Genomic DNA, 18,690 nt, shown 5'->3' on the forward strand with positions numbered 1-18,690 from the left:
TCCATGTCCAAAAACCCTATGGACATAACAAAAGAAACCTAGATGCTGCCGAACACAGCACCTAGGTTTCACGTGAAACAACCTCGCAGGAATGCTACTGCAGCAGCGTCCTATCGGAGGTCGCTCCCTTAATCTTTGCGAACTCCGCCATGAGATCCTCTACCGTGAGCTTCGCCTTCTGCTCGGCGTCAGCGGAATAGATGATCTCTCCCTCATGCATCATGATGAGACGGTTTCCCACTTGCAGCGCTTGCGCCATATTGTGCGTCACCATCAGAGTCGTGAGCTGACCTTGCTCCACAATGCGCTTCGTCAATGTCGTTACCAGCTCGGCGCGCTGCGGGTCGAGGGCCGCCGTGTGCTCATCCAGAAGCATCACCTTCGGGTTAGTAAAGCCGGCCATGAGCAACGACAGCGCCTGGCGCTGACCGCCGGAGAGCAGCCCTACCTTGGTCCCCAGACGCTTCTCTAGGCCGAGCTCGAGGGATTCCAACTGTTCCACGAAGATGGCCCGGCGCGCGGAGTTGAGACCCAAACCGAGGCCACGCTTCTTGCCGCGCAGGTACGCCAAGGAGAGATTCTCCTCAATCGTGAGGTTTGGTGCCGTACCCGCCATGGGGTCCTGAAAGACGCGCCCGACCTTCCTTGCACGCTTGTGCTCCGGCTGGCTCGTCACGTCCTGGCCGTCGATCGAGATCTTTCCCGAATCCGGGATGAGTCGGCCCGCGACGGAGTTCAGCAGTGTCGACTTTCCCGCACCGTTAGAGCCGATGACAGTGACAAAATCGCCGGAGGCAAGTTCCAGGGAGACGTCGCGAAGCGCACGGCGTTCGTTGACCGTACCCGGGAAGAAGGTCTTCGAAATCTTATCTACTTTGAGCATGATCTAGGCCTTCCTCTTCCCGCGCACCTTCGTCATACGCGGCACCAGCAGAGCGACAATAACCAGCAGCGCCGTGATGAGCTTCATGTCATTCGGGTTGAGGCCTACCTGAAGCGCAGCGAAGATGATGAGACGGTAGATCACGGAGCCCAACGCCACCGCAACCACGGCCATCCACAAGCGCGACTGGGGGAGTACCGCCTGTCCCAGGATGACGGATGCCAGACCAACCAGGATGAGTCCGATACCCATCGAAATGTCGGCGAAGCCCTGGTACTGCGCGATGAGCGCACCGCACAGGCCCACCAGGCCATTGGACAGGGCCAGGGTCAGGATCTTGGTGAAATCGGTGGACACGCCAAAGGAGGTGATCATCTGCTGATTGTCACCTGTTGCGCGCAGAGAAAGTCCCAGGTCCGTGGACAGGAACCACACGATCAGCAGGCAGAGCAGCACCGCACCCAGGGCGAGCAAGCCCACCCCGGCCCACGACCCCATTACTGCATCCAGCGGGGTAAACACCGAATCTTGGGAGAGCAACGGAACGTTGGCGCTGCCCATGATGCGCAGGTTGATGGACCACAGACCAATCATCGTGAGGATACCCGCAAGCAAACCGTCGATGCGGCCTTTCGTGTGCAGAAGTCCCGTGATGCAGCCGGCGATAAAGCCGGTGACAAAGCCTGCGGCCGATGCCAGAAAGGGATTAACCCCATTCGTAATGAGCACGCCGGCCGTCGCAGCCCCGGTGGTAAAGGAGCCATCGACGGTCAGGTCCGGGAAGTCAAGGACGCGGAATGTCAGGTAGACGCCCACGGCCATGACCGCATAGATGAGCCCTAGCTCGAGTGCACCAATCACAGCTTCTCAGCCTTCTCCATGATCTCCTTCGGTACCTCAACGCCCTGTGCCTTCACGGCATCCTCGTTAATGACGTAGGTGTACTCAGAGGCGGTTTCTACCGGGGTCTCGGCCGGGTCTGCGCCGTCCTGGAGGATGCGCAGCGCCATCTCACCGGTCTGGCGGCCCAGCTCCTTGTAGTCGATACCGATGGTGGCGGCAGCACCACCTTCAACGGCACCCGAGTCCGCTGCGATGACCGGGATGGTCTTGTCATTCGCTACCTTGATGAGCGAAGAAATGCCGGAAACAACCATGTTGTCGGTCGGCACGTAGATGGCATCGACATCGCCCAGCGCCTCCACGGCCTGCGGGATCTCCGTCACGGAGGTCACCGTCTGCGACTTCACCTCAATGCCCTTCGGCTTAGCGGCCTCTGCCAACTGTTCCACCTGCACCTTGGAGTTGACCTCGGCGGAGGAGTAGACCACGCCGACGGTCTTGGCGTCTGGGACCAGCTGGGTAATCAGCTCAACCTGCTCCTCGATGGGCGCGGCGTCAGAGGTACCAGTGACATTCTTGCCCGGCTTATCCAGGGACTCCACCAGCTCCGCCTCCACGGGGTCCGTCACCGCGGTGAACAGAAGCGGCTTGTCCTTGATGGACTTGCTCATGGCCTGTCCGGCCGGGGTGGCGATTGCCAGGTAGAGGTCGTGGTTAGCGTTTGCCATCTGCTGGGAGATGGACACCGCGGTGCCCTGTTCGCCATTGGCATTCTGGATGTCCCAATCCACGTCCACGCCCGCTTCCTCGAAGGCTTCCTGGAAACCTTCCGCGGCGGCGTCGAGGGAGGGGTGCTGAACCAGCTGGTTGATACCGATGGAGTAGGAGTCTCCACCACCGGAATCACCGCCGGCGTTGTCCGAGGATGAGGAGCACCCCACGAGGGCGGCGGCGCTCAGAGCGAGAGCGGAGAGAGCAGCAGCAGTTTTAGAGAACATAACGGTCCTTTTCTACTCTAGAGTGACTGTTGTGACCGTTATTTAAGCCTCTTTCCATGCGTTTAAGCAGCAGTTTTGTGAATATTTTTCCCGCACGGGGGTACTCTTAGCCCTCCAAAAGCTATACTGTGACAGTTTTAGAGTTCTATATCACATGCTTAAGCTGCATGTTTCCTATATCACCCACCTCGCTGTGGCCCTGCAGCACATAGACCCCACGGGGGTACCCGCTCACATTTATCTGTACGGCAGAAGGTATCGGTGTTAGAGTCAGTGATGTGAAGAACATATCTAACCTTTGGTGGTGGCGCGCGTAACCCGCGGGCCTCGTTGTTCTCCCATATTTAAGGCCCGCAGCTGCGGGCTTTTCGGCGTTTTGCTCTCTTTAAAAGCTCGCGGCAGCACACAACATCGTTAAAGAAAGACACCGTATGCCGTTTACAGCCAAACGCGAGGTCGGGTACACACCCGATGCCAGTGCGCTCTTTTATGCCCTCGCCACGCCGCAAGATTCCCTGCTCTTAGAATCCGCGGACATTGAATCCAAGAAGAACCTCACGTGCATTGCGATCACCAAGGCAGCGCTCAAAGTCGTCTGCCACGGCCAAGAGGTCACCGCTACCGCATTAACATCCGCTGGCCAGCTGCTCCTCGACGAGCTTCGCCAGGACTTCCGCTCCAGGATCAGCCAGGACAGCGAGGAGAGCACCACCTTTAGCTTCGAGCTTTCCACCGAACACGATGAGCGCGCCCGGCTCCGCGCTACCTCCACCGCGGATATCCTGCGCACCTTACAATTCAGCACACTGTATTCCAGCGAATCACTACCCTTCATCGGTGGCGGTTTCGCCTTCGACTACGTCGAGACCTTCGAGAAGCTACCCCCGGTTCCCGACGGACTCAACGGATACCCCGATTATGAGTTTCTCGTCGCCGAGCACGTTCTCACCGTGGACCACCTGACGGAGACCGCGAAGATAGAGGGGTGGGGCGTCGACAAGCAGGCACTTGAGGAGGAGCTCGACCGCGCCGCCCGCACCGATCCCATCACGCCCCAGCCCCCACAGCCACTACCTCACATATCCGCGCGCGCCTCCATCGACGACGCTGCTTTCCGGCGTCACGTGGAGCGCCTGCAAGGCAACGTCCACGCCGGCGATATTTATCAGGTGGTCCCTTCCCGTGCGTTTAGTCTCGACTGCCCCGATGCCTTCGCTGCCTACCGCACACTGCGTGAGACCAACCCCTCGCCGTACATGTTTTACCTGCGCGGCGCCGAGCACGAGCTGTTCGGGGCCTCTCCGGAATCCAACCTGAAGTACACGGCCACCGACCGGCAGGTGCAGCTCTATCCGGTCGCCGGCACCCGCCCGCGCGGCGCGACCCACGAGCTGGACATCCGCAATGAACTCGAGATGCGCACCGATTCCAAGGAGGTCTCCGAGCACATCATGCTGGTGGACCTGGCCCGCAACGACCTCGCCCGCGTCGCCGTCCCCGGCACCCGACAGGTCGCTGATCTGCTCCAAGTGGACCGCTATTCCCGCGTGATGCACCTGGTCTCCCGCGTCGTCGCCACGCTGCACGAGGATTTCGACGCCCTCGACGCCTACCGTGCCTGCATGAACATGGGCACTCTGACCGGCGCGCCGAAATTGCGCGCGATGGAGCTCATCCGCGAAACCGAGGGCACTCGCCGCGGCTCCTTCGGGGGAGCTATCGGTTACCTGCGCGGCGATGGATCCATGGATAACTGCATCGTCATCCGTTCCGCATACGTCAAGGATGGCACGGCCGTCGTCCAGGCCGGCGCGGGGGTCGTGCGCGATTCCATCCCCCAGTCCGAAGCCGATGAAACGGTCCACAAGGCCTACGCGGTGCTCAGTGCCATCGCCCAGGCACACAACGCATCCCTGGAGGTCATCCGATGAACCCACACGTCGTCCTCATTGATAACCACGATTCCTTCGTCTACAACCTCGTCGACGCCCTCGCCGGCTATAACACCACCGTTTTCCGTAATACGGTGCCGGTGGAGGAGGTTCTCGCCGCCCAACCCGACATCATCATCCTCTCTCCCGGCCCCGGCCATCCGCGCGACGCTGGATCGATGATGCAACTTGTCGACGCCTCCCTCGGCCGCATCCCCATCCTCGGCATCTGCCTGGGTTTCCAGGCGCTGCTCGAGCACTTCGGCGGCACCGTCGAGCCCTGCGGCCCAGTCCACGGTTCCTCTGTGCCCATGACGCTGACCGACGCTGGCGCGAAGCACCCGCTCTTCCAAGGGCTCACTACTGATTCCGAGCCAGATAATCCGAACTACGTGGGCCGCCTCGTCCCCGTTGCGCGCTATCACTCCTTGGGCTGCGCGAGCATTCCCACCCAGATGCGCAGCCTCGCGGAGACGGAGACCGACATCGGCCCTGTCACGATGGCGGCGGAAACCGTCGACGGCATGGCCCTCGGCCTTCAGTTCCACCCGGAGTCGGTGCTAACTCCGACCGGCCCCATCATGATCGAACGCTGCATTGAACAACTTTCTTCTCTACCCACCATGGAAGGAGCCAAGTAATGACCAATAACCACGCCCTCAAGACACTGCAGGAATTCCTCGATATCTCCGAACCGACCCTCGAGGAAGCAATCGAGGTCTTCACCCCGCTGACGGTGGGGGAGTATGACGACATCCATATCGCCGCCCTCCTTACCCACATCCGTACGCGCGGCGAGACCTTCGCCGATGTAGCCGGCGCCGCCCGCGCCTTCCTCAACGCCGGCCGCCCCTTCCCGGTTACCGGCAAGGGCCTCATGGATACCGCGGGAACCGGTGGCGATGGCGCGAACACCATCAACGTCACCACCGGCGCATCCCTCGTCGCCTCCGCCGGCGGGGTCAAGATGGTCAAGCACGGCAACCGCTCAGTTTCGTCCAAGTCTGGCTCGGCCGACGTCCTCGAGGCGCTCGGTATCCCGCTTGATCTCGACCCCGACCGCGCAGTCCGCCAGCTCGAGGCCTCGAATTTCACCTTTCTCTTTGCGCCGGCCTATAATCCGGCCGTCGCTCACGTGCAGCCCGTTCGCAAAGGCCTCGGAGTTTCAACCCTCTTCAATACCATGGGCCCGCTCCTGAGCCCCGGCCGTCCCGAGTTCCAGATCATGGGCATCGCTAACCCCGAACAGGGCCAGCTCATTGCTGAGGTGTTCAAGGATCTTGGCCGCACGCGCGCGCTGGTCGTCCACGGTGCGGGCACCGATGAGATCGCCGTACACGGAACCACCCAGGTCTGGGAGCTTCGCGACGGCTCCATTAGCCACTACGAGCTCACCCCGGAAGACCTCGGCATCTCCCGCCACGAGCTCTCCGACCTCGCCGGCGGCAACGGTGAAGAAAACGCAAGGGCCCTCCGGGCGGTCTTCGCCGGCACCGGTAAACCTGCCCACCATGATGCAATCGCCGCGACCGCCGGTGCAATGTTCTACCTCAATGGCACTACCGATTCCATCCACGAGGGCGTCGCGCATGCCGACCAACTCATCAAGGATGGCACCGTGGCCGCATGGCTGAAGAAGCACGAGGAGGCGAACTATGGCTCTGCCGACCGTGCTTGAGGGGATCGTCGCCAAGCGCCGCACGCACCTGGCCGCTATCCGTGAGCGCCTCGCACACGTGGACCTCGCGACGCTTCCGCGTTCGGAGCGCTCCTTCTACGATGCGCTCAACGGGACCAACCGCTTCATCATGGAATGCAAGTCTGCCTCGCCGTCACTGGGGCTGATTCGCGAGCACTACGAGCCCGGGGCCATCGCGCGGGTGTACTCGCGCTACGCTTCGGCCATCTCGGTGCTGTGCGAGCCGGATCGTTTTGGTGGCGACTACGACCACCTGCAGACCGTGGCTCTATCCACGCACCTGCCTGTCTTGTGCAAGGACTTCATCGTTGACCCCATTCAGGTCTACGCCGCTCGCTATTTCGGCGCTGACGCCATTTTGCTCATGATGTCGATCGTCGATGACGACACCTACGCGGAACTTAAGCAGATAGCTGATTCCCTTGGACTTGATGTCCTTACCGAAGCAATCACCGAGGAGGAAGTCGCCCGTGCCACTGCCTTTGGCATCGACGTGATCGGAATTAACAACCGCAACCTCCACGACCTCAGCATCGATCTCACTCGCTCCGAGCGCCTTTCGCACCACGTCCCGTCTGGCAAGGTCATCGTCTCGGAGTCCGGCATCCGCGACAACCAGACCGTTCGCCTCCTGGGTTCTCACGCCAATGCCTTCCTCGTTGGCTCCCAGCTCACTGGCACGCCCGATATCGACCGGGCCGCCCGTGAGCTGGTCTATGGCCAGAACAAGGTCTGCGGCCTCACGACATGGTCAGCGGCTCAGGCCGCCCGTGCCGCCGGTGCCGTCTACGGGGGATTCGTCTTCGAGGAGGCCTCCCCGCGCAATGTTTCACGTGAAACCGCGCTCGACATCATCGCCCACGAACCCGACCTCAACTACGTCGCGGTCTCTCGCCGCACCTCCGGCTGGGAGGAGCTTGCCTTCGACGGCATCGCCGCCCTACAACTCCACGCACCCTTCCAGGGAAGCACCCAGGCCGAGCTCGAACTCATTGAGTCCGTCCGCGCAGTAGCAGGGGAGCGCCAGGTGTGGCGCGCCATCGACATGACCGCACCCCACGGCTCGGCCCTCGCCGCTGCGCTTGCCGACGCCGTCGACCTCCTCATTCTCGACTCCGGCACCGGCGGAACCGGTACCTCCTTCGACTGGACAACTGTCCCGGACGAGGTCAAAGCCAAGTCACTTCTTGCTGGGGGCCTGAATCCAGAGAACCTCACCCAGGCGCTTCGCGTCGGCACCGCCGGATTGGACATCAATTCGGGGGTCGAAGTGAACGGTCGAAAAGACAGTGCACTCATCGCTCGAGCCTTCCATATCATTCGTCACTTTACGTATTAATCCCCAACCCGATCCTTAGCAACAGCCCGAGACAAAAGGACTATCATGACCAACGATCAGGACACCAGGGAGACCATTCTTCCCGCCTACTTCGGTGAGTTTGGCGGACAATTTGTTCCCGAATCACTCATCCCAGCACTCGACCAGCTCGAGCACGCCTTCGTCGACGCCCAGAACGACCCGGCCTTCCGCAAGGAACTTGCCGGCTACCTACGAGACTACCTAGGCCGTCCCACGCCCCTCACCGAAGCCACCAAGCTCGGCGGCAAGGCGCGCGTCTTCCTCAAGAGGGAGGACCTTGTCCACGGCGGCGCGCACAAGACCAACCAGGTGATCGGCCAAGCGCTCTTGGCCAAGCGGATGGGGAAGACCCGCATCATCGCCGAGACCGGCGCCGGCCAGCATGGCACGGCGACCGCCCTCGCCTGTGCTCTGCTTGACCTCGACTGCGTGATCTACATGGGCGCGAAGGACGTCGAGAGGCAGCAGCCCAACGTCTACCGAATGGAACTGATGGGCGCGAAGGTTGTTCCGGTTGATTCCGGTTCCGGCACGCTCAAGGATGCCGTCAACGAAGCTCTCCGTGACTGGACCGCGACCTTCCACGAATCTCACTACCTCCTCGGCACTGCGGCTGGGCCACACCCCTTCCCAACGATCGTTCGCGAGTTCCACAAGGTGATTTCCGAAGAAGCCAAGGCCCAGATGATCGAGCGCACCGGCGGTTTGCCGGATCTCGTCGTCGCGTGCGTCGGCGGCGGTTCGAACGCCATTGGTATGTTCGCTGACTTCATCGATGAGGAATCCGTCGAACTCGTTGGAGCGGAACCCGGGGGAGAGGGACTCGACTCCGGGCACCACGGCGCGACCATCAACAACGGCACCATCGGCATCCTCCACGGCGCCCGGTCCTATCTCATGCGCAATGCCGACGGCCAGGTTGAGGAATCCTATTCCATCTCCGCTGGCCTCGACTACCCGGGCGTCGGTCCACAGCACGCGCACCTCGCTCAGACGGGGCGCGCAACCTATGTCGGCATCACCGACGCAGAAGCCCTCGAAGCCTTCCAGCTCCTTAGCCGCCGCGAGGGCATCATCCCCGCCCTCGAATCCTCACACGCGCTGGCCTACGCACTCAAGCGCAAGGATGAAGACATCACCATCCTCGTTTCCCTTTCTGGGCGCGGCGACAAGGACATCGACCACGTCCGCCGAACCCTTAGCGAGCACCCCGAACTCAAGATCACGGAGGACAAGTAATGAGCCGTTACGAGAAACTCTTCTCCACCCTAGCCGCACGCGGTGAAGGCGCTTTCGTTCCTTTCATCATGCTCAGCGATCCCGATCCCGAGACCGCACTCACCATCGTCCGCGCGGCCGTCGCCGGTGGCGCCGACGCCCTCGAGCTTGGTGTCCCGTTCTCGGATCCTGTCGCCGACGGCCCAACGATCCAGGCCTCCCACATTCGCGCGCTCGCCGGCGGTGCGACGGTGGATTCCGCTATCGAGCAGATCCGTCAGATCCGCAGTGAATTCCCGGACCTGCCCATCGGCATGCTCATCTACGGCAACGTTCCCTTCACCCGCGGGCTCGAGACCTTCTATTCCGAATTTCACGAGGCCGGCGCCGATAGCATCCTGCTTCCCGACGTCCCCGTTCGCGAAGGCGCCCCCTTCGCCGCTGCAGCCGACAAAGCAGGAATCGATCCCATCTTCATCGCACCAGCACAAGCCTCCGAGAAAACCCTCGAGGGCGTCGCGAAGTATTCCAAGGGCTATATCTATGCGATCTCCCGCGACGGCGTTACCGGCACCGAGAAGGAGTCAGAGACACGCGGGCTCGCTGACGTAGTGGACAACGTGAAACGTTTCGGAGGTGCACCGATTCTCCTTGGCTTTGGAATCTCCACCCCGCAACACGTTGCCGACGCCATTGCTGCTGGCGCTGCGGGAACAATCACCGGTTCCGCTCTGGCCAAGGTCGTTGATGCCCACCTCGACGATGACAACCGCCCCAACGACACTCTCGCCGCTGCGGTCACCGACTTCGTATCCACCATGAAGGCAGCCACCAAACAGTAGCCACGAAACAGTAGCCGGCTTCGACAGGCACGCCTCGCAACGGTCTCTTTCCGTCAGAATCCGCGCCTACGCGCGGCAGAGCGGAAGGGGGCCGTTTCACGTGAAACACTTCCCTAGAAGGGAATCTCCTCTCCGCCATTCGTGTAGCGATCTGCCGGATCAGTCATGTCGAATACTTCGACCATGGTTCCGTTATCCATTTCCACCTTCAGAGCCTGCGCGGCTTCGTGCATCTTGCGACGGTGAGCAACGACGTCTTCCGCAATGGTCCGGGCCCACACCTTCGAGGCTGGTGCCAAAGGGCCGGTCGCTTCCGTGACCGCCCAGGTTCCGTCCTCGTACAGCCACACGACATCGCCGGTTGCGGGATCCAGGATGTAAAAGGCCCGCCCATCTGTCTTCATATTGTGATGGTGCTGGCAAAGGGCCACCATGTTATCCGGATGCGTCGGGCCGCCATCCGCGTAGTTAATCCGGTGATCCAACTGGCAGGCCCATGCAGGACGATTACAACCAGGCGCCCGGCATGTGCCGTCGCGGCCTTCGACATACTTTCTCAAGAATTCCGACGGCTGGTAGCCCTGACAAGCTTCCGGGGCAGTGGTGAAATCGCGCCTCACGGTCTTCGAAGCCGGAACGCCCTCGCCGTTCCACCCATGTCCTTGGACATAGACCGGCGCACCCTCGACGTCTTTTGCCTTGTATTCGTGGACGACGACCTTACCCGCCTCTGGCTCGATCTTGCCGGTAATGAGCAGTACCAGCGCATCGGCCATGGAGACGCCATGTTCCTTTGCTGCCAACTTGATGGTTTCGTGGATGACGACACCCACGTTGCTATCCACTTCTAGCTCGATTAACCCACGTTCCCCGCGGGTGAGAAGAGAGTAGCGATTCTTCTTGCGCTTGTCACGGAAGGATACGGAGTCATCGAGCACCTTGCAGATGTCTCGAACCTTGCGCCGTATCTTCTCTACTGAGGGAAAGACTTGATTCGGCTTGGTCGGCGTTAACCAGACGGATAGCTTCTCATCCACTTCCGCTATAACAGCCGCCGTCGGATTGCCAAGCTTTGCCATCACCTGATCGATAGCAACTAGCATCTGCATGTCCAGTAAACAGTCCGCCTTCTGCAGGGCACGGAGCTTCGGCATTTCATCAAGACGGATCAGCGCCATGACATTGCGCGCAACGTGAGCCGGAGATTTTCCGGTCTTTTGCCCGATGCGCATAAAGGCGGTATCGGAGTCCTCATCGAGTGGTGGTTGGACGCCTGACCAGAATTCGTACTCGATTCTGCGCATGAGCTGACCAGCCATGCATTCAGGATCACGCGGATTTGAGTGGGAAAAGTATGCAGTGGGAAGTGACGTAGATGATTGTGCTGTGGTTGCCATGGGTAGCTGCCCCCCTAAATTTGCGGAACAATTCGTTCCCCCACACCCAGCTATAGAATACCTGTTCTAACAATAAAGCGCAAGCCCTCTCCCAAGAAAATGGGGCTTAGGCCCGAACCGCCACGGCCAGAACCGCAGTCTACGCATCGGGCCACTAGCCCCCTACACGGCTGCGCACACTCTCCGAAATTAGGGAAAGAAAAATCCCCCTTCGCCCAACTATCCATCGCGGGTATCATGTCGGAAAAGGGGGAGTAGAAGCTTCAGGGTTTCACGTGAAACTTAGGCCTTGCTGAGCTCTTCGTCAGCAGCCTCGGCATCTGCCTCGGCCTCTAGGCCCTCAATCTTATCGCGCGCGAAGCGGTCGACGATCATGGCGATGGCGCCGTCCCCTGTAACGTTTGCGGCGGTACCCACGGAGTCAATAGCGACGTAGGCGGCAATCATCAATGCGACCATCGAGTTATCAAAGCCCATATTCGCTTGCAGAAGTCCGACCGCGACCATCACCGCGCCACCCGGAACGCCAGGAGCAGCGACCATCATGATGCCCAACAGCAAGATGAAGCCAAGGGCCTTCCCAAGGTCAGCTTCCATACCATCAGCCATGTACACGATCGCGAAAGCGTACAGGGTGAGCTTGATCATCGAACCAGAAAGGTGAATCGTCGCGCAAAGCGGAATCACGAAACCTGCCACCGGCTTGGAGATTCCATTCTTCAGTGCGGCGTCGAGAGTGACCGGAATAGTAGCCGCAGAGGAAGACGTACCCAACGCAGTAAAGTACGCCGGAGCCATGTTCTTCAGTGCAGAGAATGGATTCTTGGCCGCAATCGCGCCAGCGATAATGTACTGCAGCACCAGGTAGACCAAGGTCATCACAACCGCGAGCAGAAGCACCTTAGTGAAGGCGATCAGCACGGTACCGATATTTCCATTCATACCCAAGGAGAGGAACATACCGAAGATGTAGATCGGCAGAAGGGGGATCACGAAACCCCAAATGACCTTGATAACGACGTTCTCAAATTCCTTCGTAAGTGTGTAAAGATTGTCCGACTTCACAGTCGTCATGGCTACGCCGATACAGAAGGACAGCAGCAGCGCCGTCATCACTTCGAAAGGCGCTGGCATCTCAACCGTAAAGTACGGCTCGAGAGCTCCCGCATCGATGTCAGAAACCTCGGTATTGAGCGTTTGTCCGGCCAGCAAAGTGGGGTAGAGGACCTGGGTCAAGCCGTATGCGATAAGCCCTGCCACGATAGTCGAGCCGTAGGCAATTCCCGCAGTAATGCCCAACCACTTACCGGCACCATGCCCAAGGCCTGCGATTGCCGGGGCCACGAGCGCAAGGATAAGGACTGGAATGAAGAAGCCGAGGAAGTTTGAAAACAGGCCGTTATAGGTTGCGAAAGCCCTGCCAAACCATTCCGGGGCAAACTGGCTAACGATGATGCCCAAGACTATCGCGACGATAATCTTGAACAACAGAGAGTTGAGAACACTCTTAAATGTCATGATTGAATCTTTTCTATGGTTGCTACCACGCTGATCAGTTCGCTCGATAATAAAGTCTTTAATATCTACCAAGCGACACGAAATGTATATTACAGCAGCATGCGAATAAATTGAACTGACTTTCTCCCTAACTACGGGGCGGGATAGACTATGGGCATGCTCGTAGTCGGAATCATCTTCCTCATCGTGGCCGCCATCTTTATCGTCGTCGGCGGCCTAGCCTCGCTCCGGAAGCTCCCGGGTAATAGCGTCGTCGGTTTGCGCCTCGCGGAGATCCGCAAGACTAAGGAAGCTTGGGATAATGCCCACGCCGTTGCAGGACCGTTCTGGTTCCTCGCCGGCGTCGCTTTAGTGTTTGGCGGAATCATCGCGCTGCGGGCCGAGGGTTGGATGTGGTTGATCCCAGCACTCACGTTCGTCGTAGCTGTTCTCGCACTCTCGGTCGGTTCCAATATGGGCGCCCGCGCGGCGTATCTCTGGGATCAAGCCCACAAAGAGGATGAGGGTTGCGGTGAATCCTGCAACTGTGGCGACGGTGGGTGCGGGGGAGAGGCACCGACTGTCGACGTCTCCGCGGCCCGTGCTGCCGCAAAACGTGCCGATAACAGCAATCCTCGCTAGCAATCAATAACGTACAGTGACGTTATTATAGTGACATCTTGATTGCTCGCGTTTCGTCACTAACATTATTATTCCAAAGGCCATTCCAATGGTGGGCGATACTCACCATTGGAATGGCCCTTTGTGTGCAGACCCCAGTCTGAAAGATGACTGGGAACTCGACGCCAACTTCGTGGGAAGCCGGCATCGTCTCGTGACAACCTTTAACCTACGGCGCACTATGGATGGCATGAAGAAAAGCGTTAACACCCGAGCAATCCGAATCATCGCCGCAGCCGCACTCAGCATTAGCGTTCTGGGCGCTGGGGCAACCTATGCCTTCACGAATGATTCACGGGGCGGACGACACGTAGCTTCGCCAGGGACCATCTATAGCGATGTCGGTACATCGTACGGATCCTACGATTTCAGCGGCAGTAGGGAAGAAGAGTTACCTGTGTGGGATGGCAAACTCAGTTAAGAACGCTATACCTCACACTATGGAACACGCCGATCAGATAGAGTAAGCACCATGACTACGTGTTCCCGCCGCCTCTTCCTCCTCGGTACTGCCACCACCTTCGCTGGTGCCTATCTCGCCGCCTGCGGCAAAGAACCTACCGCCGAAATAGCCGCGACGGATATACCCGTTGGATCAGCCATCATCGTGGACAAAGTGATCTTTGCTCAACCCACGGAAGGGGAGTTCAAAGCTTACTCCCAAACCTGCCCGCACCAGGGATCCCTCATTACAAAAATCGAGGGCATGACCCCCCCCTGCACCAGCCACTATTCCAGCTTTGACCTCGGCACCGGCGAAGTGACCGGCGGTCCCAGCGCCAAACCGCTCACGGAGTACGGCGTGGAGAATGACGGGGGAACGGTACGCAACGTCACCGCCTAACGCACGGTCGAAGCTTCGGGCCGCTTCGCTCAAACCGATGTTTCACGTGAAACGGTGGGGGTGCGTCTACACTCTGTTATATGCTTGAGCGCCTCAAAAGACTCGATCCCCTCATTGTCCTCATCCTCTGCGCCGTTGCGGTCGCCATCGTTCTTCCCGCGCGAGGCAGCTTTGCAGATACCTTCGACGTCCTCACGAACATCGCGATTGCCCTCCTCTTCTTTCTCTACGGAGCTCGACTGTCAACGCGCGAGGCAATCAACGGCATCAAGCATTGGAAGCTCCATCTGACCATTTTGGTCTTTACCTTCGTGGTGTATCCGATCATCGGTCTCGCACTCCGTCCACTCACGGCTTTCATCCCAACCGATCTATACCTGGGCATTCTTTACCTCACCTTAGTTCCATCAACGGTTCAATCATCGGTAGCCTTTACCTCCATCGCCCGCGGAAACGTTCCCGGCGCAATTGTCTCCGCGTCCGCATCGAATCTGGCCGGCGTCTTTCTCACGCCCCTACTTGTCATGGCGCTCATGGGTGCCGGCGACGGCATCCACATCGATAGCTCCGTCTTCCTAGAGATTTCCGTGCTTCTGCTTCTACCTTTCGTGCTCGGCCAACTCACCAGAAAATGGGTAGGAAAAGTCGCAGCCAGCAAAGCCACCAAAGTGGTGGATCGCGGCTCCATCGCGATGGTGGTGTATGCCGCCTTTTCGAAGGGAATGGTGGACGGGATATGGGCGTCAATTAGCGTCTGGCAGATTCTGTTCCAGATTGTGTTCTCAACTGCATTCGTCTTCTTCATGCTCTGGCTGACCAAAGTGGTGAGCAGAAAGCTGGGCTTCGACAGGGAGGACACCATCGCCATCCAGTTCTGCGGTTCGAAAAAGTCCCTCGCCACGGGTCTGCCCATGGCCTCGGTGATCTTCGCCTCTGGTGGCACGTCTTTGGGGCTCCTTATCCTCCCGCTCATGATCTACCACCAGGTGCAATTGATGATCTGCGCGTCTATGGCGGCTCGCTATTCGCGGGTAGAGTGAGACCACATGAAAAAGCTTTACGTTCGCACCACCATGACTGTCCCGGAGGTCGGCACCGCCATCCACATCGCGGAACTCGAGGAAATCAGCAACGAGGCTTGCTCCATGTTGCGTATGATTGCCCTCGCGCCGAATGACGCCATCGTCGGCGCCGCAACGCCGACCGCCTCGGTGGGTGACGCCAACATCCCACAGCAAGTGGTGCCGCACCCTGACACCTACGACACGTTCCCCGACATCGACGCCGAGCTTATCGACGCCTTCCAGTTCCACTCCCTGTGGACCGAGGCCATCGCGCTATTCGGCGACTTTTAGAGCACCCGCGCTACAGTACGAGATTCACCAGCACCATGTAGAAGGCCGTCCCGCCGAAGATGGAAAGACCGGAATTGCGGCGCCAAAGGTGCAACGCGGCGGTCACAGCGGCGGCTACGAAGGGAGCAACAATGCTTCCCGTATCGCGGGCTTGACCGAATAAGGTATAGACCACCAGAACTGTCATCACGCCGACCGGCATGGTGAACCCGAGCATGCTGATGAACTGGCTACCCTTCAGGGCCTTCACGAAGGCGAAGGGAAGCCAACGCAGCACGACGGTCACAATCCCGACGGGGATCAGCACGGCGAAGATGCTGGCTAGGGTTACTCCGGCTGGCATGACGCCTCCCTCCGCAGAATCAGTGCGCTATCGACGCGAGGGGAGAGGTAGCGCACCACGAGCAACACAAAGTAGGCGGACAGCGCCACCATAAGAAGCTGACCAGGAAACAAGAAGCCCGCGAGAATCCCGAGCACCGCGGCAGACAGCGGAAGCGAGTAGTCCTTGTTGTTCTGGAAGGAATCGATGGCAAGGACGATGAACAGCGCGACGAGGGCGAACTCCAGTCCCTTCACAGAGGGCGGGATTGCCTGACCGGCCACCGCGCCAATGATGCCGGAACCGACCCACAGCACTTGGCAGTAAAACTGCACCGTGAAGACGAAGGCGCCGCTTGGGCGAGAGTCTCGGGGAAAGGCGGAGAGGACGGCATAGGATTCGTCGGTAAGCGCGTAGGTGGAATAGGCGCGGCCGAGGGGACTAGAAATCTGATCACGCGGGAAGGTCAATCCATAAAAGATGTGCCGGAAGTTGACCATGAAACCCGTGAGCGCGGCGACGGCGGGCGTCACACCGCCCGTCACCATGGAAATGGCAAGAAACTCCATCGAGCCAGCGTAAATGACGATGGAAAAGATAGGGGCCCACCACCAGTCGAAGCCGGTCTGGACCATAAGCACGCCGAAAGCGAGGCCCAGCGGCACCACCCCCACGGCGATGGGCATGCAAGTCCGTATAGCCTTGATGATCTCCGCGCGCATGGCAGAGATGTTAGCGCAGGGAGAAGTAAAGAGCTCTAATTATCTTCATCGATGTAGCGCGGGAAGGTCGCAAACAGCGGCAGGGGCATAGCTTGGCGACGCATCACGTCCGACCACGTATCGGTAGAGCCAGAGGAGACCACGTCCTGGGGCAGGGCGGGGGCCACGTACCACTCGCCGCGGTCAATTTCCTCATCCAGCTCGCCCGGGCCCCACTCAAAGAAACCGGCGAAAAAGCGCATGCCCTCCACCAGATCGGCGACATCCTCCGGGCTCACGCGCAGATCGACGAGCGCCACGCGCGGGGCGAGGCGGTTCAGCGAAGGCTGTTTCTCAATGTCCACGCCCTGGCGGGTCAACGCCACACCAATGGCCGCCTGCTGGTTGTGCGGGCCGCCGATGTAGAGGGCCTGCGGCTTAGCCGCTACGGGTACCCACTCCGGCATGACGTTGAAGAGGGCGACCTCGGAGCGGTTGGTTAGATCCACGCCATACGTGCGCCCGGCGTGCTGCTCCGTGATGAGAATGACGGAACGGTTGTAGTGGGGCGTAAGAGTGTCGGGAGCCGCCACAAGGAGCTGGCCAGGGGCGGGATCGTTGCGCTCGAGGGCGTTGAAAAGTCTGTCTGCGTACATCCCTATCTAGAATTCCACCACTCGCGCAGCTTCGCAATAGCAACCTCGCGCTCCAGCGGGCCTTCCTCTAGGCGCAACTCCTTGAGATAAGACCAGGCCTTGCCTACCTCGGGGCCGGGCTCAAGGCCGAGGATCTCCATGATCTCGTTGCCATCGAGATCCGGGCGCACGCGTGCAAGATCCTCCTTGGCGGCGATATCCGCGATGCGCTCCTCCAACTGATCGTACGTGCGCTGGAGGCGGCGGGCCTTGCGCTCATTGCGGGTGGTGCAGTCAGCGCGAACGAGCTTGTGCAGGCGCGGAAGGAGATCGCCGGCATCGGTGACGTAGCGGCGCACAGCGGAATCGGTCCACTGGCAATCCCCGAATCCATGAAAGCGCATGTGGAGGTAGACCAGCTGGCCGATGTCCTCGGTCGTGGCCTTGGGGAACTTCAACTTGCGCAGGCGCTTACGGGTGAGCTTCGCGCCCACCACCTCGTGGTGGTGGAAGCTCACCTTGCCGTCGGTGGTATCGCGGGTATCCGGCTTGCCAATGTCATGGAGCAGGGCGGCCCACCGAAGAATGAGATCGGGACCGTCTTCCTCCTGCTCCATGGCTTGGCGCAGTACGGTCAGCGAGTGCGCGTACACGTCCTTGTGCTGCGCGTGCTCGTCGGGAGCCATGCGCAACGCCGGGATCTCCGGAAAAACATAATCAGCAATCCCGGAGTCAACGAGCAGGTCAATACCCTTCCACGGCGCGACACCGCAGATGAGCTTGTTGAGCTCCACCTGCACGCGCTCCACGGTGATGCGCTGGATTTCGCCCGCCATGTCGGTCATGGCATCGCGCACGCGCTGGGCGACGTCAAACTCCAACTGCGCCGCAAACCGCGCCGCGCGGAGCATGCGCAGGGGATCATCGTGGAAGGAAATCTCCGGCGCATCCGGGGTATCGAGGATGCGGTTCGCTAGATCCTCAAGTCCGCCCATCGGATCGTGGAATTCACGGGTGCCGTCTGGGCGCAGCTCGATGGCCATGGCATTGACCTTGAAATCGCGGCGCACGAGATCGCCCTCGAGGGTGTCGCCGTACACGACCTCGGGGTTGCGAGAATCACCGTCGTAGCTATCAGAGCGGAAGGTGGTGATCTCAATCTGCTGGCCCTTATAAGCCGCCGAGACCGTACCGAAGTCAATGCCGGTATCCCATACGGTCTCCGCCCACTCTTCGAGAATGGAATAGACCACGTCGGGCCGAGCCGGGGTGGTGAAGTCGAGATCGTTGCCCAGACGGCCGAGCAGCGCATCGCGGACAGAGCCGCCGACGAGGTAGAGGGGGGCGTCGTGAAGCGCAAAACGTTCCACCAGGCCGCTTAAGAGGCCACTGAGCCGGGCGACGGTGGCGTCCGCGCGGGCGAGAACGCCGATTAGCTGAGTGTCCTGAAAATTCACGGATCGAAGTCTACTACGATTAGCAGG

At 59.9% G+C, this 18,690-nt stretch carries 19 protein-coding genes; 10 read left to right on the forward strand and 9 right to left on the reverse strand.

Translation table 11 applies throughout. The features are described 5' to 3' along the window. Positions 1 to 94: 94 nt before the first annotated feature. From HMPREF2635_RS06510 to HMPREF2635_RS06520, 3 genes are read right to left on the reverse strand one after another with little or no spacing between them, the layout of a single operon-like run. Positions 95 to 883 carry an ABC transporter ATP-binding protein gene (locus HMPREF2635_RS06510; protein WP_046648735.1) on the reverse strand — a complete coding sequence of 263 codons (789 nt, stop codon included), beginning with the start codon at positions 881 to 883 and terminating at the stop codon, positions 95 to 97. Between the two features lie 3 nt (positions 884 to 886). Beyond that, complete coding sequence (locus HMPREF2635_RS06515) at positions 887 to 1,744, reverse strand: ABC transporter permease (protein WP_046648734.1); 858 nt, start codon at positions 1,742 to 1,744, stop codon at positions 887 to 889. Next, entirely contained in the window at positions 1,741 to 2,724 is a 984-nt protein-coding gene (locus HMPREF2635_RS06520; RefSeq protein ID WP_070821439.1) for an ABC transporter substrate-binding protein, read from the reverse strand. Before HMPREF2635_RS06520 ends, HMPREF2635_RS06515 begins: the two co-directional genes overlap by 4 nt. A 431-nt stretch (positions 2,725 to 3,155) precedes the next feature. On the opposite strand from HMPREF2635_RS06520, the gene HMPREF2635_RS06525 reads away from it, so the two are divergent. From HMPREF2635_RS06525 to trpA, 6 genes are read left to right on the forward strand one after another with little or no spacing between them, the layout of a single operon-like run. Then, positions 3,156 to 4,655, forward strand: a complete 1,500-nt coding sequence (locus HMPREF2635_RS06525) for an anthranilate synthase component 1 (protein WP_046648732.1) — start codon at positions 3,156 to 3,158, stop codon at positions 4,653 to 4,655. After that, positions 4,652 to 5,296: an anthranilate synthase component II gene (locus HMPREF2635_RS06530; RefSeq protein WP_070547213.1), complete on the forward strand. Its 645-nt coding sequence runs from the start codon at positions 4,652 to 4,654 to the stop codon at positions 5,294 to 5,296. Before HMPREF2635_RS06525 ends, HMPREF2635_RS06530 begins: the two co-directional genes overlap by 4 nt. After that, positions 5,296 to 6,333 carry an anthranilate phosphoribosyltransferase gene (gene trpD, locus HMPREF2635_RS06535; protein ID WP_070821440.1) on the forward strand — a complete coding sequence of 346 codons (1,038 nt, stop codon included), beginning with the start codon at positions 5,296 to 5,298 and terminating at the stop codon, positions 6,331 to 6,333. The genes HMPREF2635_RS06530 and trpD overlap by 1 nt, the downstream gene beginning before the upstream one ends. Continuing rightward, positions 6,311 to 7,693, forward strand: a complete 1,383-nt coding sequence (trpCF, locus tag HMPREF2635_RS06540) for a bifunctional indole-3-glycerol-phosphate synthase TrpC/phosphoribosylanthranilate isomerase TrpF (protein ID WP_070821441.1) — start codon at positions 6,311 to 6,313, stop codon at positions 7,691 to 7,693. The genes trpD and trpCF overlap by 23 nt, the downstream gene beginning before the upstream one ends. Before the next feature lie 45 nt (positions 7,694 to 7,738). After that, positions 7,739 to 8,953, forward strand: coding sequence for a tryptophan synthase subunit beta (gene trpB / locus HMPREF2635_RS06545; RefSeq protein WP_070821442.1), 1,215 nt, complete (start codon positions 7,739 to 7,741; stop codon positions 8,951 to 8,953). Then, positions 8,953 to 9,774, forward strand: coding sequence for a tryptophan synthase subunit alpha (trpA, locus tag HMPREF2635_RS06550; RefSeq protein ID WP_070547217.1), 822 nt, complete (start codon positions 8,953 to 8,955; stop codon positions 9,772 to 9,774). The genes trpB and trpA overlap by 1 nt, the downstream gene beginning before the upstream one ends. Positions 9,775 to 9,887: 113 nt before the next feature. On the opposite strand, the gene HMPREF2635_RS06555 is transcribed toward trpA, so the two are convergent. Together HMPREF2635_RS06555 and HMPREF2635_RS06560 are read right to left on the reverse strand one after the other, a co-directional pair. Next, entirely contained in the window at positions 9,888 to 11,093 is a 1,206-nt protein-coding gene (locus tag HMPREF2635_RS06555; protein WP_246819111.1) for an HNH endonuclease signature motif containing protein, read from the reverse strand. Positions 11,094 to 11,453: 360 nt separating this feature from the next. Then, complete coding sequence (locus HMPREF2635_RS06560) at positions 11,454 to 12,689, reverse strand: dicarboxylate/amino acid:cation symporter (RefSeq protein ID WP_070821443.1); 1,236 nt, start codon at positions 12,687 to 12,689, stop codon at positions 11,454 to 11,456. 156 nt (positions 12,690 to 12,845) lie between these two features. Between HMPREF2635_RS06560 and HMPREF2635_RS06565 the strand changes: the two genes are divergently transcribed. The 4 genes from HMPREF2635_RS06565 to HMPREF2635_RS06580 all read left to right on the forward strand — a co-directional run bounded on the left by HMPREF2635_RS06565 (position 12,846) and on the right by HMPREF2635_RS06580 (position 15,548). Continuing rightward, positions 12,846 to 13,310, forward strand: a complete 465-nt coding sequence (locus HMPREF2635_RS06565; RefSeq protein ID WP_070517670.1) for an SdpI family protein — start codon at positions 12,846 to 12,848, stop codon at positions 13,308 to 13,310. A gap of 511 nt (positions 13,311 to 13,821) precedes the next feature. After that, a complete protein-coding gene (locus HMPREF2635_RS06570) occupies positions 13,822 to 14,193 on the forward strand; it encodes a Rieske (2Fe-2S) protein (protein ID WP_070821444.1) in 372 nt (123 codons plus the stop codon). Between the two features lie 80 nt (positions 14,194 to 14,273). Further along, the gene (locus HMPREF2635_RS06575) at positions 14,274 to 15,233 is read left to right on the forward strand and encodes a bile acid:sodium symporter family protein (RefSeq protein WP_049155609.1); all 960 of its coding nucleotides are present in this window, start codon (positions 14,274 to 14,276) and stop codon (positions 15,231 to 15,233) included. A gap of 6 nt (positions 15,234 to 15,239) precedes the next feature. Further along, the gene (locus HMPREF2635_RS06580; RefSeq protein ID WP_049155610.1) at positions 15,240 to 15,548 is read left to right on the forward strand and encodes a hypothetical protein; all 309 of its coding nucleotides are present in this window, start codon (positions 15,240 to 15,242) and stop codon (positions 15,546 to 15,548) included. Positions 15,549 to 15,558: 10 nt separating this feature from the next. Here HMPREF2635_RS06580 and HMPREF2635_RS06585 read toward each other — a convergent pair whose 3' ends face one another. The 4 genes from HMPREF2635_RS06585 to HMPREF2635_RS06600 are packed head-to-tail and all read right to left on the reverse strand — an operon-like array spanning position 15,559 to position 18,663. Continuing rightward, entirely contained in the window at positions 15,559 to 15,891 is a 333-nt protein-coding gene (locus tag HMPREF2635_RS06585; RefSeq protein ID WP_070517644.1) for a branched-chain amino acid transporter permease, read from the reverse strand. Further along, positions 15,876 to 16,592 (reverse strand): AzlC family ABC transporter permease, encoded by a 717-nt coding sequence (locus HMPREF2635_RS06590; RefSeq protein ID WP_070821445.1) that lies wholly within the window; start codon positions 16,590 to 16,592, stop codon positions 15,876 to 15,878. The genes HMPREF2635_RS06585 and HMPREF2635_RS06590 overlap by 16 nt, the downstream gene beginning before the upstream one ends. Positions 16,593 to 16,627: 35 nt before the next feature. Next, a complete protein-coding gene (locus HMPREF2635_RS06595) occupies positions 16,628 to 17,227 on the reverse strand; it encodes a YqgE/AlgH family protein (protein WP_070821446.1) in 600 nt (199 codons plus the stop codon). A 2-nt stretch (positions 17,228 to 17,229) separates the two neighbouring features. Beyond that, entirely contained in the window at positions 17,230 to 18,663 is a 1,434-nt protein-coding gene (locus tag HMPREF2635_RS06600) for a CCA tRNA nucleotidyltransferase (protein ID WP_070821447.1), read from the reverse strand. Positions 18,664 to 18,690: the final 27 nt, after the last annotated feature.

This window comes from Corynebacterium sp. HMSC035E02, assembly GCF_001836065.1.
Taxonomy (GTDB): domain Bacteria; phylum Actinomycetota; class Actinomycetes; order Mycobacteriales; family Mycobacteriaceae; genus Corynebacterium; species Corynebacterium hiratae.

Excerpts from the sequence above, each read along its gene's own strand:
- HMPREF2635_RS06510 (WP_046648735.1), bottom strand. The coding sequence starts at position 883 with ATGCTCAAAGTAGATAAGATTTCGAAGACCTTCTTCCCGGGTACGGTC.
- HMPREF2635_RS06520 (WP_070821439.1), bottom strand. The coding sequence starts at position 2,724 with ATGTTCTCTAAAACTGCTGCTGCTCTCTCCGCTCTCGCTCTGAGCGCC.
- HMPREF2635_RS06525 (WP_046648732.1), top strand. The coding sequence starts at position 3,156 with ATGCCGTTTACAGCCAAACGCGAGGTCGGGTACACACCCGATGCCAGT.
- HMPREF2635_RS06530 (WP_070547213.1), top strand. The coding sequence starts at position 4,652 with ATGAACCCACACGTCGTCCTCATTGATAACCACGATTCCTTCGTCTAC.
- trpD (WP_070821440.1), top strand. The coding sequence starts at position 5,296 with ATGACCAATAACCACGCCCTCAAGACACTGCAGGAATTCCTCGATATC.
- trpCF (WP_070821441.1), top strand. The coding sequence starts at position 6,311 with ATGGCTCTGCCGACCGTGCTTGAGGGGATCGTCGCCAAGCGCCGCACG.
- trpB (WP_070821442.1), top strand. The coding sequence starts at position 7,739 with ATGACCAACGATCAGGACACCAGGGAGACCATTCTTCCCGCCTACTTC.
- trpA (WP_070547217.1), top strand. The coding sequence starts at position 8,953 with ATGAGCCGTTACGAGAAACTCTTCTCCACCCTAGCCGCACGCGGTGAA.
- HMPREF2635_RS06555 (WP_246819111.1), bottom strand. The coding sequence starts at position 11,093 with ATGGCTGGTCAGCTCATGCGCAGAATCGAGTACGAATTCTGGTCAGGC.
- HMPREF2635_RS06560 (WP_070821443.1), bottom strand. The coding sequence starts at position 12,689 with ATGACATTTAAGAGTGTTCTCAACTCTCTGTTGTTCAAGATTATCGTC.
- HMPREF2635_RS06565 (WP_070517670.1), top strand. The coding sequence starts at position 12,846 with ATGCTCGTAGTCGGAATCATCTTCCTCATCGTGGCCGCCATCTTTATC.
- HMPREF2635_RS06570 (WP_070821444.1), top strand. The coding sequence starts at position 13,822 with ATGACTACGTGTTCCCGCCGCCTCTTCCTCCTCGGTACTGCCACCACC.
- HMPREF2635_RS06575 (WP_049155609.1), top strand. The coding sequence starts at position 14,274 with ATGCTTGAGCGCCTCAAAAGACTCGATCCCCTCATTGTCCTCATCCTC.
- HMPREF2635_RS06580 (WP_049155610.1), top strand. The coding sequence starts at position 15,240 with ATGAAAAAGCTTTACGTTCGCACCACCATGACTGTCCCGGAGGTCGGC.
- HMPREF2635_RS06585 (WP_070517644.1), bottom strand. The coding sequence starts at position 15,891 with ATGCCAGCCGGAGTAACCCTAGCCAGCATCTTCGCCGTGCTGATCCCC.
- HMPREF2635_RS06590 (WP_070821445.1), bottom strand. The coding sequence starts at position 16,592 with ATGCGCGCGGAGATCATCAAGGCTATACGGACTTGCATGCCCATCGCC.
- HMPREF2635_RS06595 (WP_070821446.1), bottom strand. The coding sequence starts at position 17,227 with ATGTACGCAGACAGACTTTTCAACGCCCTCGAGCGCAACGATCCCGCC.